This is a genomic window from Caballeronia sp. LZ008, from assembly GCF_031451435.1.
Taxonomy (GTDB): Bacteria; Pseudomonadota; Gammaproteobacteria; order Burkholderiales; family Burkholderiaceae; genus Caballeronia; species Caballeronia zhejiangensis.
Genome location: NZ_JARUXK010000005.1, coordinates 51,011 through 64,067, shown reverse-complemented (window position 1 = coordinate 64,067; position 13,057 = coordinate 51,011). Strand labels below are relative to the sequence as shown.

The following is a 13,057-nucleotide window of genomic DNA, read 5'->3' as shown; positions in this document are numbered from 1 at the left end:
CGTCAGGCAACGCACTCGCCGTCGCCGCCGTGCGCCGGTCAATGAACCGGCGCACAGGATGGCACGATGACCAAGAGTGCCGCGCCGCTCTGGCCGCCGCGACGACCGTCGTGGCAGCGGCCGGCGATTACATCGTTGTGCCCAAGCGCTTCACACCGGGTTTCGAGTATCACCTGCCGGTGGTCCACATCGTGGCTGTATACCTCGCGTTCGGAGCCGGGCTCGTCGTGCCGTTCATGTTCAAGCGTTCAACACCGACCAGGCTGATTACCGCATGAACACCAACCCGTCCGCGCTTGCACAGCTTGCCGCCCCCAAGGCCGACGTCGCACCGCAAACCGGCAACCGGAACGATTTGTCACGCGCGCCGCACGAGCGCTGGTGGTCGTTTGTCGGCGCCGGTTCGCTCATCGCGGTCGGCTACATGGACCCGGGCAACTGGGCAACAGCACTTGCGGGCGGCGCACACTATGGCTATCAGTTGCTGTCCGTCGTTTTGCTCGCCAGCCTCATGGGCATGCTGCTGCAATGGGTGGCCTCGCGCGCGGGCGTCGTTACGGGACGTGATTTGGCGCAACTCTCCCGGGAACGCTATAGCCGACGCACGACGCTTCTTTTATGGGTGGCATGCGAAATCGCGATCATCGCATGTGATGTCGCGGAGGTAGTTGGCAGCGCCGTCGCCCTGCAAATGCTGTTCGGCATCTCGCTCACCGCAGGCGTCCTGTGCTCGGCGGTCGGCACTTTCGCCATGCTCGCGCTCCAAAGCCGTGACAGGCGGCCTTTGCAATGTGCCATTACCGCGCTCATTCTGTTCGCGGGTGTCTGCTTTGTGGTGGAGCTGGCGCTCGCGCATCCCGTTTGGGGCGATGCCCTGCGCGGCTTTGCGCCGCCGCGCCTTGCTGCGCGACGCCGGCATGCTGTGGCTCGCCGCTGGCATCCTGGCGCGACGGTGATTCGATGATCTCGCCGATGCGCATCGGCTGATCGCCCCGCTCGTCGGCAGCCACTGGCATTGCATCCAGGTCCGCCCTGCTTGCCTGCGGCTTGAACGCGACCGTCACCGGTACGCTCGATGCATTGACGCTGCCGACGCCAAGCTCACGCCCGCGCATCTCCGCAAATCCATTGAATCGATCACTTTTGAGGCACAACGTTTGCGCTGGATGAGAAGCCGCTGTTGATGGGTGCCTTAGACGTTCACTTACTACCTGGATGATCCCATGAAACTTTTAACCACTCGGGATGGCCTGCCGCGGCTGTCATGGGCTTCGATCATCGCTGGCGTCATTCTTTCGATGATCGTCTACCTGATCATGAGCGTTCTCGGAACGGCCATTGGCGCGTCGCTGCTGTCGCCGATTTCGAAGCCAGATCCATTGCACGGGTTTGGCTTCGGGTCTGGGGTCTGGGTCATCGTCACCACGGTACTGGCGGTCTTCGTTGGCTCGTACTATGCAGGCCGCTGCGCACCGGTGCTCGGATGGCTCCACGGCCTACTGTCCTGGGCGGTGATGACGCTGCTCATCGTGTACGGCATGACCTCGTTGATCACTGGTGCGGCGAGTACGGCGGGCAGTGTCGCGGCAACGACGGCGCAGGTGGGCGCGACCGCCGCAAATCAATCGGGCCCCAACCCCTCGATGGTGGATACCGTCAAACAGCAAGTACAGGCGGCTGTCGCCTCGGCAGCCTCAGCGGCTTCGAGTCCGCAGGCGGAACAAACGGCGCGTGAGACGGCAGATACAGCCGCACGCGGCCTGGCACGCGCGAGCTGGTTTTCCTTTGCCGCGCTTGTCGTGGGCGTAATCATTGCCATCGTCTCGGGCGGCGCCGGCTTTCGTCATCAGCCGCCCTTCGAAGAAAGCGGCGGTTCGGCAACCGGCGTCGAAACGCCGCCGGTGCGCAACCGTGCAGTGCCAGGAGGCGGTCGTCTCTGAGCGACGGGTTCCGACGGCCGGTCAAAGCCGGTCGTCGTACTGATGAGGAGGAACCATGCTTGAAGACGAGACTTCCGGTGCGATACCAACGCCTGATCCGTCCGACTCAGTGCGTGTGTCGGCGATCAAGGAAGCGCCTCAGTGGGCGTCGCAACGGTGGAAACGGGCGCCGTGCGCGTGCGCAAAGTTCTCCATGAAGAAAGGCATCTGGGTCGCTGCAGTTGCACAGTCAGCAGGTCGACATTCGGCGCGTTCCGGTGAACCGGCCCATCGAACAGCGCGACGAGCCACGGCGCGAAGGCAATACCCTCATCATCCCAGTCTACGAATAATGCCGGTTGTCCGAATGCAACTCACGCTGAAAGAGGAGGTGCACGTCAAGACTACCGAAACGCAAGAAGACGTGATCCATCGTGTGCTGACGAGCAAGGAAGAACTTGTCATCGAGCGCCGAGTCGGTCCAGAAGGGCCATGGAGACAAGACTCCCCGGCCGACTGGACGAGATCGGGGGAAGTGGTGCGTATATTGCAAGACTGCGTGCATAGACCCGTTGATCGTTGACTTGTTCGGAGAACTAGAAATGGTACAGACTATAATCGGTGTATTTGATTCGTTCGACGAGGCGGAGCGCGCTCAAAGCCGCCTCGAGTCAGAAGGCGTCGCCCGCACGGCCATGAACGTACATAGCTCGACTACCCGAGACACTTCGTCGACGAGCGGTGATGCGACGGCGCGGTCTCACCGAGACGGGGGAAGATGGCCTTCATGACGGACCGATAAGTGGCATTGAACATTTCTTCAAACGGCTGTTCGGCGGCAGCGACGAGCCTGAGGAAGTCGGCCACTATCACGAAGCGGTTCGGCGCGGAGGCGCACTATTGTCCGTCGACGTCAGCGACGAGATCGCGGTCGAACGTGTCCGGGACGCGCTGTATGCAGCGGGCGCGGTCGACATCGACTCGCGCGTCGCACAGTGGCGTGGTACCGGATATACCGGCCATGACCGCAACGCACCCACCTATACCGCGGACGAGATTGCAGCGGAACGCCAAGCATTTCCCGTCGTCCAAGAAACGCTGGAGGTAGGCAAGCGCGAGGTGCAGACGGGCGGCGTTCGCGTCTATTCACGCGTGACGGAAACGCCGGTCAGTGAATCAGTCAATCTGCGCGAAGAACGCGCGACCATCGAGCGCCGAGCCGTAGACCGCCCGGCGACGGCGGCCGATCTCAAAGAAGGCTCTGTCGAGATCCGCGAGACACAAGAGCAGCCTGTGGTTGCCAAAACTGCGCGCGTCGTCGAAGAGGTCGTGGTCGCCAAGGAAGCATTGACCCGAACAGAGACTGTAAATGACACCGTACGGGGCACCAAGGTCGACGTCGAAAGAACGGACGGTGCGGATGACAGCGCTGCTGCTCAACCCGCCAATAAGCCGCCTCTTTGAAACGGGCCAACTGAGGGCCAAGGGGGCGAGCGCGGATCGTCCGCGGAGTCCCTTTTGGTTCTGGTTCATTTGCCCCGCGCTCAGCACTGCATGATTGCGATTGCAACAGTGACCCTCTTTCTGGTCATTGCGACCGACACTACTTGCTCGGTGAATTGTCGGGCGCCGCGGTTAGGAGGAACTCATGGCTAATATCGTCCACGAACCGGTCGACTCCTCGTCACTGAAAAGGCTGACAGCACCTATGAATTTCCGACCAGCGCAACTCACGGCTCCTCGGACGAGAATCTTCAGCCTCCCCCGTCCGCCAGCGAGAGCAATTTTCGCGAAGCTTCACATTTGTGGGACGTCAAGTCATCAGGTGGCGCACCGCGTGCGCGTGTGAAGGACAAGCTTTCTGATACGCAGGATGCGTTCGTTAGGAAATACAGGAATGCCGCGGATACAACTGATGACTTTGTACGTGAGAATCCCTGGAAGGCCATTGTTGTGGCTGCTCTCGGAGGCGTGATCGTTGGCATGCTGGTTTCGCGTTAGGCGGACGCGAACTGATGCGTGGGCCGCCATACACAGACGTATGGCGAATGATCCCGTGTAGTGCTCACCCATCGCGCGGCGTACTGCCCGTGCACATCGGCAATGTCCGCTCTGGGGTGCAGCGAGTGCCGACACTGACTTCATACGAAATGAGTTCGCTCTTCTAGACTTCGCCGGCGGCCGGCGGCTCCAGTATTTGAGGGGCGCGTATCTGGAGAGACCGACGGGGCCGCCCCTCTGCACATCAATCGTCGTCCGGCTCGGTCTTGGAGGCGATCATTGTCGACGGAAAGTCTACTGTTTTACTTTGCCGGTCGCCTTTCCGTTGGCGTCCGCCCCTGAAGCGCCATCCGGCGACATCGCCTTTTCACGTTTCTGCATAAGTGTCCTGCCACCGGGGCCGCTCGCTCCGCTGGAGGCGTCCGCCGCCTTCCTGGTGCCGGCAGCGCGCTGCGTCGCTGATGTCGGCGCGTCCTGCGTGTCTTGCGCAAACGCGCTGGCGGCCGTGGCTATAAGGAGGACGCTTAACAGAGTTGAGATGCGATTCATGGCGGTCACCTAATGGGGGTTCGCAGCCTTCGATGAGCATCGATCGTGCCTTAGAGACGGAATCAAAAAGACACCGCTGGGGGCTGTTAACCTTTTCGGCAAGCTGTTAACCTTTGGCCATCTGAACAACTGGAGCCAAGGATGGGCGCGCCGATTGTTGAGGACGAACTGTGGGCACTGATCGAGCCATTGCTGCCGATGCCAAAACCACGGCGCAAGAAGTATCCGGGACGGTTGCCGGTTGCGAACAGGGCTGCACTGAACGGCATCCTGTTCGTGCTCAAGACCGGTATTCGCTGGCGCGACCTGTCGACAAAATTAGGATTTGGCTCGGGCTCAACCTGCTGGAGACGGTTGCGCGACTGGCAGAAGGCGGGTGTGTGGAAGCGATTGCACGAACTACTGCTGGCGAAGTTACGCGAGGCAGGCGAACTGGACTTCTCGCGAGCAGCCGTCGACTCTTCATCTGTGCGAGCCGTTGGGGCGGGCGAAAAACTGGCCCGAACCCCACGGATCGCGCGCGACCAGGTTCCAAGCACCACATCCTGGTAGACGCCAACGGCGTTCCAGTCAGCGCGATCCTGACAGGCGCGAATCGCAACGACGTCACCCAGTTGCTGCCACTCGTTGACGCCATTCCACCGATACGCGGCGTACGTGGCCGACCTCTTCAGAAGCCCAAAGTCATCTACGCAGACCGTGGCTATGACTCCGAGACACATCGCCAGAAGCTTCGCAAGCGCGGCATCAACCCGGTGATTGCCAAGCGCCGGACAGAGCACGGGAGTGGTCTGGGCAAATTCCGATGGGTTGTCGAACGTACTCATGCGTGGCTTCACAACTTCCGTCGTCTTCGTATTCGCTTCGAACATCGCGCCGACATTCACGAAGCATTTCTAAAACTCGGTTGCTCCCTCGTCTGCTGGAACATCTTTCAAACGGACGGAGCAGCCTTTTTGAATCCGTCTCTTATGCAAAGCTCGACGCAATGCAGGCAGTAGTCTGTCTCTCCTTCAGTACCGGGGCACAAGGGTGGCCCCAACGGCTTGCGGCAGAAAAGGCAAGGTGCGCGGCATAAAAATCGTCGGTGAGGACGGAAGAGCAAGCGCGCGCACTCTGACGGCCGTTCGTTCGCGCTAGGTTCGGCCGAGCGCCTCGCCCTTGTGGAACGCCATTCCGGAGGCTGGATGTGGCAGTTTTTTCATCCAAGGCGGAGGACGGACGGCACAACCATCGTGGTCGGACAGTCTTCAGAAGCGTTCTCTATAGAAGACACCCGTCTCGACGCAGAGCGTTTCATTGCACGACGTTGCCGCCCCCCCACCGACAGGTCCATTGCGGCGGGAGACAGGACTAGGGCATACCCGTTGCTAGATTCGAACCATGACACTTCTAGATAACGTCATGGTTTCGAAGCCTGGGTTATGGACCGATCGCCGCTTTGACCGTGTTTCGCCGCCGGTCGTCGTGCTCATCGTGGACGACGATATGGCCGGCGCGCAGGCGCTCGCCGCAGTTCTCATGATTGAGGGTTTTCAGACGACCGTCGTGGATGCCGGGCAGGCCGCCTTCAAAACACCGCTGGTGGCAACGCCTCATGTCGTGATCCTTGATATCGAAATGCCCGTGTGCGATGGCTTCGCGGTGGCTTCGGCCATGCGCGGCTCAAGCCGCTTCGCGAACACGCCAATCATCGCCTATACGTCTCTTGCCGAAGCAGAGGTGGAGGCCCGTGGCAAGCACGCGCAGATCGACGCGTTTTGCCGCAAAGCTATTTCGATCCAGCCGCTGCTCGATCTGATCGAATACGTCGCCCCGGTGTGACGTGTCATTCGGCGATGATCTCCGAATCCGGCGGCCACAGGTCAGCGTCCACCCGACGCTGACTTTTGCGGGTACCACGCCTGCCAAGCCCGAACCGACAATTCGGCTCTGCCCGACGACGCTTAGATCCGCTGCAGTCCATCAGCTTCATCATTCTCGGCCTTTCCTCTTCCACCCTTCTCCGTCTTGCGAACGTTACACCGTGCGACGGCCGCCTGAATACACGAGTTGTCCCGTTGTCCGTGAAGCGCCACTGCGGGCCGCGTAACGCGCGCCTCAGGACGATCTGAACCGCCGAACTCCGATTGGCTTCCTCGTGTTGCTTTTGTTCCTCATGCTTCGACGCTGCTCCTACAGCCCAGAGTTGACATCACCCATATTCCGGCGCGGTTTACCGTCCAGATTGGCGACGAAGCCGCCCGAGGCCTGCACCGTGGTGCCACCTCAACTGTCGACCCAGTTGTCTCGCAAGATGCGCATGGCGGATGCTTTTGCGTCCTCGAGGGTGGCGACTCGTGCAACCAGGTCAGAGACGTCGTGGCGGACCTGCCTTTCCTGCTCGAGCAGCTCACGCGCGAGGAATATGCGTTCCTCAATTCCCCGGATGGCCTGCCATATTGCGTTCTCCGATTGCTTGCGTTGCTCGTCTTCCAAGGAAACTGCAGAAAAAGCGTGGCCTGTATGACAGCGATAGCGCAGCGGAAAGCCGCTACCGATTCGCCATATGACGCCGCCGCAGTCTGGACAGGTAAGCGAGCTGCGCGCACCAATGGCCTCGAGTTCAGCCAGTTCGATCTGCCCGCTCCGCATCATCCTGTCTTCGGTCTCGGCCACGAATGCGTCCGCTTTATTCTGCGGCTGCGGACTGTTCATGGTTGGCTCCAGTGCATTAAGGATGGCCGCGCCGAGCACCCCAATTGGAGCGATGACGTCTGCCGTAGTGGCCCGCAGCGCATTAATGGGCATACTGGGTGAGCGGCAATCAGCCGGATCTTGGACGATGGTGTACCCACCGCAGGCGCGAACTGCCTTGAGCCCGGCGGCGCCGTCGTCGAGGTCGCCGGTCAACACCACTGCGATGACGCGTCGCCCGTACATAACAGCGGCTGAGCGGAAAAGAGGGTCAGCCGCCGGACGGGTAAAGTTCTCTTTCGGGCCACTCGAAAGCAGCGTCTTTCCGTCGCACAGCAACAGGTGACGGTCGGGAGGCGCTATGTAGATCGTTGATTCCGCAAAGGGCTCGCCATCCGCGGCGTGCCTCACTGGCAGATCGCACGCGCTTTGTAAGATGGCGGGCAAAATGCTGGGGTGCGCACCGATATGCATCACCACAAAAACAGAGGCCGGTAGGTCACTTGGTAATGCACCGAGCAATTGGCTGAGCGCTTCCAGGCCGCCGGTGGAGGTGGCCACGACGATAATATCTCGCTTTTCCATGTGCTCCTCGTTGGGTGAACACGGCATCGCGACGGATAAAACCGACTGCAAGTCGGTCGGACTCCGGCGCTAATCGAGCAGCGATCGCGAGCAAGCGAGCCGGCGTCATGGCCTGCAAGGGAAGTCGACAAACCGCTGATTGTCGAGCGGAGGTGCGCTTCAACCTTCAGGTTCAGGTTTCTCCCAAGCTCATTCTCAACCGCTCAAGCGACACTGGCTTGGAGATGTGACCATCAAACCCGGCCGCTAAGGCTTCGCGCGCAAGCATCCCCACTTTCGCCGCTTACTGCAAATGCGCGAAAACGCTTCGAGATCTTTAAGCTTCGCGCCCGCTTCATCATTTCGAACCCGGACATTTCTGTCATCCTGATGTCGGACAACAGCACATCGTAGTCGCCCGCTTCGAGCATGGTCAGCCCTTTCTCAGGACTTGTCGTCACGTCAACAAACGCGCCTTCGACCCGGAGCAACTCCGCGAATGCGGACAAGCTCTCTGCGTCGTCGTCGACCAACAGGACACGGTGATTCAAGCACGCAAACGAGCGTGAGCTGTCCGCTCGCCGGGGTCCGGCGGCGGCCAACGGTAGTCTAACGCTAAAGGCGCTGCCCAAGCCCTTCCCGGGCGAGGTCGCTTCAATGCTTCCCCCGTGAGCCCGAACCAACTCCCTGACCAGCGCTAGCCCGATGCCGAGACCGGCACGGCGGGGACCGACGGATTCTGCCGCTTCACCCTGGCTGAAAAGCTCGAAGACTTTTGGCAGGAACTCTGGCGAAATGCCGATCCCCGTGTCGATTACCTCGAGCTTCGCGTAGCGCTCATCGGCGGTGACTGATATGCGGATCGTTCCGCCTGCAGTCGTGAACTTGACCGCGTTCCCAAGGAGATTCCACACGACCTGCTCAATCCGAACGGGGTCACAATCGCAAACGACCGTGTCAGGAGCCTGCACTTGCAGCGTGATTTCTTTGCACGCAACGTCCGGCGCCATCGCTTCGCTAAAGCCCGGACAATTTCCACGACATCCGTTGGTTCGCGACGCAGTCGCAGCTTTCCAGTCTGCACCCGAGAGAAATCAAGCAGATCGTTGACGATTGTTTCTTAAGTGGATACCGCCCGCATGACTGTTGCGCCGATGCGCTGAACGGCAGCAGAATGCCTCGTTTCCGGCAAGCGGACTAACAGCTCTGCATTAACCTGAATTAAATTCAGCGGCTGCTTAAGTTCATGTGCCATCTCTGCGAGAAAACGGTCCTTCAGATCCGCGCCGGCCTTGACTTCGGCCGTAGAGCGCCGCTCTTTAATTAAATCCGCGTCCTGTTGCGATTCCCGCCGCTTCGCTTGGGAAACATCTCGCGCAATTTTGACGAATCCCGCGCCGTCGCCCGTGTTCAATGGCGTCATGACGCCGCTACAGAAGAACCTCGTTCCGTCCTCGCGAAGGTGCCAGCGTTCATCCGAGGCGCGGCCTTCTCGCACAGCGGCACCGCGTTCCTCTTCAGGGACGCCCCGGCTCCGATCCTCCGGCGTGAAGAGCACGTCGATCGATCTTCCCAGGATGTCCTCCGGTCGATAGCCGAATATCGTCGTTGCGCCTTCGTTCCAAGTAGTGATAACGCCGCGAATATCGGTGCTCATAACGGCAAAGTCTCTGCTCGACGCGATGGCATCTCGCAATCGCTCTTCGGTGCGCCGAACGGCGTTTTCCGCCTCGCGCAGCTCGGTAACGTCGATGAATGTCAATACCGCACCCCCGATCTTGTCCTGGCTCGTGCGATACGGTTGGATGCGTGCGAGGTAATGCTCGTCGTCGACGCTCGTGACGCCGCGTTCAATGGGCACCAACTGCTTGAATGCGGCAGTCGCGTCCTCAACGATTTCGTCGTAGCGCAGCCGACTCTTGACATCCATGAGTGGACGACCGACATCGGATGGAATAAGAGCAAACAATCTGCTCGCTCGTGGAGTGAACCGTTTGACTCGCATCCCGGGGTCAACGAATACGGTTGCGAGGTCCGAAGCCTCCATCAGGTTGCGCAAATCATCGTTGTGGCGGCCGGCCTCGTCGACCTTCATGCGCAATTCAAAGTTGACCGTTGTCAGCTCCTCGTTCGCGGACTGTAGTTCTCTTTACTTGTCTCGAGCTCTTCCTTGGCCGAACGCAGCTCTTCGTTAATCGCCTGTAGCTCTTCGTTCGACGCTTTGAGTTCTTCATTGGATATGGCGGAGTGATCGAGCGTGTCCTGCAAATGCGACTTCAACGACCGGTTCTCGTCTTCGAGGCGCTGCATTGCCGACCCGTAGGCGGTGATGTCGCTGCCGCTTGCCTCGGGTAGAGCTGCACCGCTTTGAAGCGGTTGGTCAAAGAGCACAAGCCAATACATCGACTCCCCGTCGGCCGCCTTTGCAGGGCTGACGGTAAGGGTCATGACCGGTCCGGCGGCCGTGCCGTCTTCGTCACTGCGCCTGAAGACGGTTTTTACACGCTGCTGCGATGCACTGGCGCGGTACAACGCGGCGCTCACCTCCAGCCGGATGTCAGGCGCTACGTTATTCAATAAATTGCGCGTTGGCACGCCTTCACCGAAGACGATGAATCGACTTGCGCCAGGAGAGACCCGTTCGATATCGTAATCGGCATTGATAAGCACGCTCGGTGGCGACGCGGCAGCCAGAGCACGATCGTGCAGCGCCTCGAGCGGCTTGGCATGAGGCGTACCGAAGCTGCGCGGTGCGGGCTCGCCCCGTGGACCGGACGGCGTACCGATGTCCATCAACTGCGATGGAATTCTCGCCCGAGCGCTGAGCCCGGCGTCACCTCGTAGCCGCAAACAATCTGCTCGCTCGTGGAGTGAACCGTTTGACTCGCATCCCGGGGTCAACGAATACGGTTGCGAGGTCCGAAGCCTCCATCAAATTGCGCAAATCGTCGTTGTGGCGGCCGGCCTCGTCGACCTTCATGCGCAATTCAAAGTTGACCGTTGTCAGCTCCTCGTTCGCGGACTGCAGTTCTTCTTTACTTGTCTCGAGCTCTTCCTTGGCCGAACGCAGCTCTTCGTTAATCGCCTGCAGCTCTTCGTTCGACGGGTAAATTCGGTGCTGTTTGCTTATCGTCTCGAACGCCGTGCTCATGATGTCGATCGATTCCGCATTGCTGAGGAACAGATAGCCGCCCGGCTTCAACGCATAGGCGAACATGTCGAGAACCACCGCCTGGGCGGTGCGGTCAAGATAGATCATTAAGTTGCGGCAACACACGAGATCGAGCCTTGAAAAAGGCGGGTCGCTCAATACGTTATGTTTTGCGAAGACGATCATTTCGCGTACGCTGGGGCGCACGCGGTACCGATGACCTTCTTCTTTCTCGAAGTATCCGAGTAGCCGTGACTCGGTGATATCGGCAGATACGTTCGTTGGATAGACGCCTGCCCGCGCAATCTCGAGCGCCGCTTCATTGATATCGGATGCGAAAATCTGCACCCTTGGAGGCTGCGGCATCCGGTCCGCATATTCTTGAATAAGGATGGCGATCGAATAGCTTTCCTCTCCAGAGGCGCAAGCGGGTATCCAGACGCGCGCCTCTTCGCCCGCTTCTACGTTGTCCATCAGACACGGGATAATCTCGTCCTGCAGGGCGTCAAACGCCTTCGGGTCGCGAAAGAAACTGGTCATGCTGATCAGCATATCAGCGAGCAGAGGGCCCGGTTCAGCCGGATCGCTCCGTACGAAGTCGCGGTACTCCGCAATGCTAGCGAGTCGGTTCACCCGGACCCTACGCTCGACGCGACGTCGCACCGTGGCGCGTTTGTAATGTCGAAAGTCGTGCCGCGTGCGTACGCGAAGCGCCGCAAGAATGTCGTGCAACGCCTTTTCAGCGGACTTGTCATCGTCTGACCCGCTCTCTGCACCCAGGTCGGACGGCACCGTAGCCTCAGATTCCGATAAGCGTGCGCGCGGGGATTTCGCAAGGTGGATTAATCGCCGACCGATCTCGTCGGCAGTCAAAACCAAGTCAACCGATCCTGTTGCTATCGCCGCCCGGGGCATCTCGCCGTGCTCAGCATCATCGGGCGTTTGCGCAATCGTGAGGCCGCCGCGCTCCTTGATGTGCGCAAGGCCGAGCGACCCGTCTCGGCCCGTCCCGGACAGGACGATGCCTACGGCACTTTCCTGATGCACTTCGCCTAAGGTTCGAAAGAAAAGGTCGATGACTGACGAGGGCCTTTTACGGCTTCCCTCACCGGGTTGCACATGCCCGTCATCGGTAATGAGGTTCGTTGCGGGCGCGATCACGTACACATGACCGGGTTCCAGCAGCGTCCTCGCGCGCACTTGGCTGACGGTCAGCGGCGTGACGCGCTGCAATATCTCGGCCGCGCTGCTTTCATGGTCGGGCGCAAGGTGAAGCACCACCACAATGGCCACGGGAACGTCGGCGCCAAGCGTTTCAAGCAGCGACATCGCTGCTTGCAGGCCACCGGCGGAACCTCCTATGCCAACGACCAGGGGACGTGCTTGGGCATCCTGAAGTGCTGAGAGCGAACCGGCGCCGCCCTGAGCGACGTCTTCCTGATCTTTTTCCATGACTCTGTTGGCTAGACAACCTTTGTTGAGGCAATCTCATGCTGACGACGACGCAGCGTTATGGGCAGCGAGCGCCGCCACGGCGCTTTGCAAAGCGTCGAGGAGAGCCCCGGCTACGCTTATCCAGGTTACTGCGCACGAGCGGGTCTGCTGGCTTGACGGAACAGTGTTGGTTCGAACTTTCATTCGTAAATTTCGCAACGGTGTTTTAAGTTCTGCTCAGTTTATTGAATTGAATGGGTTGCAGGCATGTCCAGTCACGAATTGACTAGGGGCCTTTCTACCAGATATGGTACCGACAGGATGGTGGTTTGCGTCCAGGTCGTCCGCCGCCGCCCGCCCTGCGCATCGCGGGGCCTAACATGGTTCAGCAGATGCGGCGTGAAACAACCCGCGTCATCGACGTCTGGTTTTTGCGGCCGTGCTGCTCGCCTCTGATCGCGATGCTTGGCACGTCCTGTGCGAAATGCAGCCTATCCGGTCGATTCCTCGCTCACGGCACCCCGATAGCGCTCGACTCCTCGACAGGACGACCTCAAGCCCACAACAGCATGCGCAGCTTTTGAACGGCACACCGTTCGCCGTGACGAGCTGCCTCCGCCGCTTTCATAAACCAAATTTCGTCGCTCCCATGGGCAATCAGTTCAGTGATGTTGCCTTGCCGCCGACAAAGGACCCACCGTGACGACCAACGCGTTACGTTATTGATGGGACGCGGGTAACACGCTACGTAGGCCCGCATCGA

Annotated in this window: 11 protein-coding genes and 2 pseudogenes; 8 read left to right on the top strand and 5 right to left on the bottom strand. The window is 60.0% G+C overall.

From position 1 onward, the window contains the following. The first annotated feature begins 41 nt into the window (after positions 1-41). The 8 genes and pseudogenes from QCE49_RS32035 (at position 42) to QCE49_RS32010 (ending at position 6,293) form a co-directional block, all read left to right on the top strand. Complete coding sequence (locus tag QCE49_RS32035) at positions 42-278, top strand: hypothetical protein (RefSeq protein ID WP_309806764.1); 237 nt, start codon at positions 42-44, stop codon at positions 276-278. After that, positions 275-1,074: pseudogene (locus QCE49_RS32030) on the top strand (Nramp family divalent metal transporter); the annotation flags it as partial. The gene QCE49_RS32035 and the pseudogene QCE49_RS32030, both read left to right, overlap by 4 nt. 149 nt (positions 1,075-1,223) lie before the next feature. Further along, positions 1,224-1,940: a YrzE family protein gene (locus tag QCE49_RS32025; protein ID WP_309806763.1), complete on the top strand. Its 717-nt coding sequence runs from the start codon at positions 1,224-1,226 to the stop codon at positions 1,938-1,940. Between the two features lie 723 nt (positions 1,941-2,663). Further along, on the top strand, positions 2,664-3,383 hold the full coding sequence (locus QCE49_RS32020) for a YsnF/AvaK domain-containing protein (protein ID WP_309806762.1): 720 nt from the start codon (positions 2,664-2,666) through the stop codon (positions 3,381-3,383). 381 nt (positions 3,384-3,764) lie between these two features. Further along, complete coding sequence (locus tag QCE49_RS34650; RefSeq protein WP_409017619.1) at positions 3,765-3,920, top strand: YqjD family protein; 156 nt, start codon at positions 3,765-3,767, stop codon at positions 3,918-3,920. 690 nt (positions 3,921-4,610) lie between these two features. After that, a pseudogene (locus tag QCE49_RS34645) lies at positions 4,611-4,805 on the top strand (transposase); the annotation flags it as partial. A gap of 44 nt (positions 4,806-4,849) precedes the next feature. Beyond that, positions 4,850-5,470, top strand: coding sequence for an IS5 family transposase (locus QCE49_RS32015; protein WP_409017618.1), 621 nt, complete (start codon positions 4,850-4,852; stop codon positions 5,468-5,470). A gap of 382 nt (positions 5,471-5,852) precedes the next feature. Next, a complete protein-coding gene (locus QCE49_RS32010) occupies positions 5,853-6,293 on the top strand; it encodes a response regulator (RefSeq protein ID WP_309806760.1) in 441 nt (146 codons plus the stop codon). Between the two features lie 444 nt (positions 6,294-6,737). Here QCE49_RS32010 and QCE49_RS32005 read toward each other — a convergent pair whose 3' ends face one another. The 5 genes from QCE49_RS32005 to QCE49_RS31985 all read right to left on the bottom strand — a co-directional run bounded on the left by QCE49_RS32005 (position 6,738) and on the right by QCE49_RS31985 (position 12,312). Then, the gene (locus QCE49_RS32005) at positions 6,738-7,730 is read right to left on the bottom strand and encodes a chemotaxis protein CheB (RefSeq protein WP_309806759.1); all 993 of its coding nucleotides are present in this window, start codon (positions 7,728-7,730) and stop codon (positions 6,738-6,740) included. Between the two features lie 233 nt (positions 7,731-7,963). Continuing rightward, positions 7,964-8,719, bottom strand: coding sequence for a hybrid sensor histidine kinase/response regulator (locus tag QCE49_RS32000; RefSeq protein ID WP_309806758.1), 756 nt, complete (start codon positions 8,717-8,719; stop codon positions 7,964-7,966). Positions 8,720-8,829: 110 nt separating this feature from the next. After that, a complete protein-coding gene (locus tag QCE49_RS31995; protein ID WP_309806757.1) occupies positions 8,830-9,804 on the bottom strand; it encodes a PAS domain-containing protein in 975 nt (324 codons plus the stop codon). A gap of 23 nt (positions 9,805-9,827) precedes the next feature. Further along, complete coding sequence (locus tag QCE49_RS31990; RefSeq protein WP_309806756.1) at positions 9,828-10,502, bottom strand: hypothetical protein; 675 nt, start codon at positions 10,500-10,502, stop codon at positions 9,828-9,830. Positions 10,503-10,542: 40 nt separating this feature from the next. Then, entirely contained in the window at positions 10,543-12,312 is a 1,770-nt protein-coding gene (locus QCE49_RS31985) for a CheR family methyltransferase (protein WP_309806755.1), read from the bottom strand. Between the last annotated feature and the right edge of the window lie 745 nt (positions 12,313-13,057).

Coding starts and splice junctions, on each gene's coding strand:
- QCE49_RS31985 (WP_309806755.1), bottom strand. CDS start 12,312: ATGGAAAAAGATCAGGAAGACGTCGCTCAGGGCGGCGCCGGTTCGCTC.
- QCE49_RS31995 (WP_309806757.1), bottom strand. CDS start 9,804: ATGAAGGTCGACGAGGCCGGCCGCCACAACGATGATTTGCGCAACCTG.
- QCE49_RS32000 (WP_309806758.1), bottom strand. CDS start 8,719: ATGGCGCCGGACGTTGCGTGCAAAGAAATCACGCTGCAAGTGCAGGCT.
- QCE49_RS32020 (WP_309806762.1), top strand. CDS start 2,664: ATGCGACGGCGCGGTCTCACCGAGACGGGGGAAGATGGCCTTCATGAC.
- QCE49_RS31990 (WP_309806756.1), bottom strand. CDS start 10,502: ATGGACATCGGTACGCCGTCCGGTCCACGGGGCGAGCCCGCACCGCGC.
- QCE49_RS32035 (WP_309806764.1), top strand. CDS start 42: ATGAACCGGCGCACAGGATGGCACGATGACCAAGAGTGCCGCGCCGCT.
- QCE49_RS32010 (WP_309806760.1), top strand. CDS start 5,853: ATGACACTTCTAGATAACGTCATGGTTTCGAAGCCTGGGTTATGGACC.
- QCE49_RS32005 (WP_309806759.1), bottom strand. CDS start 7,730: ATGGAAAAGCGAGATATTATCGTCGTGGCCACCTCCACCGGCGGCCTG.
- QCE49_RS32025 (WP_309806763.1), top strand. CDS start 1,224: ATGAAACTTTTAACCACTCGGGATGGCCTGCCGCGGCTGTCATGGGCT.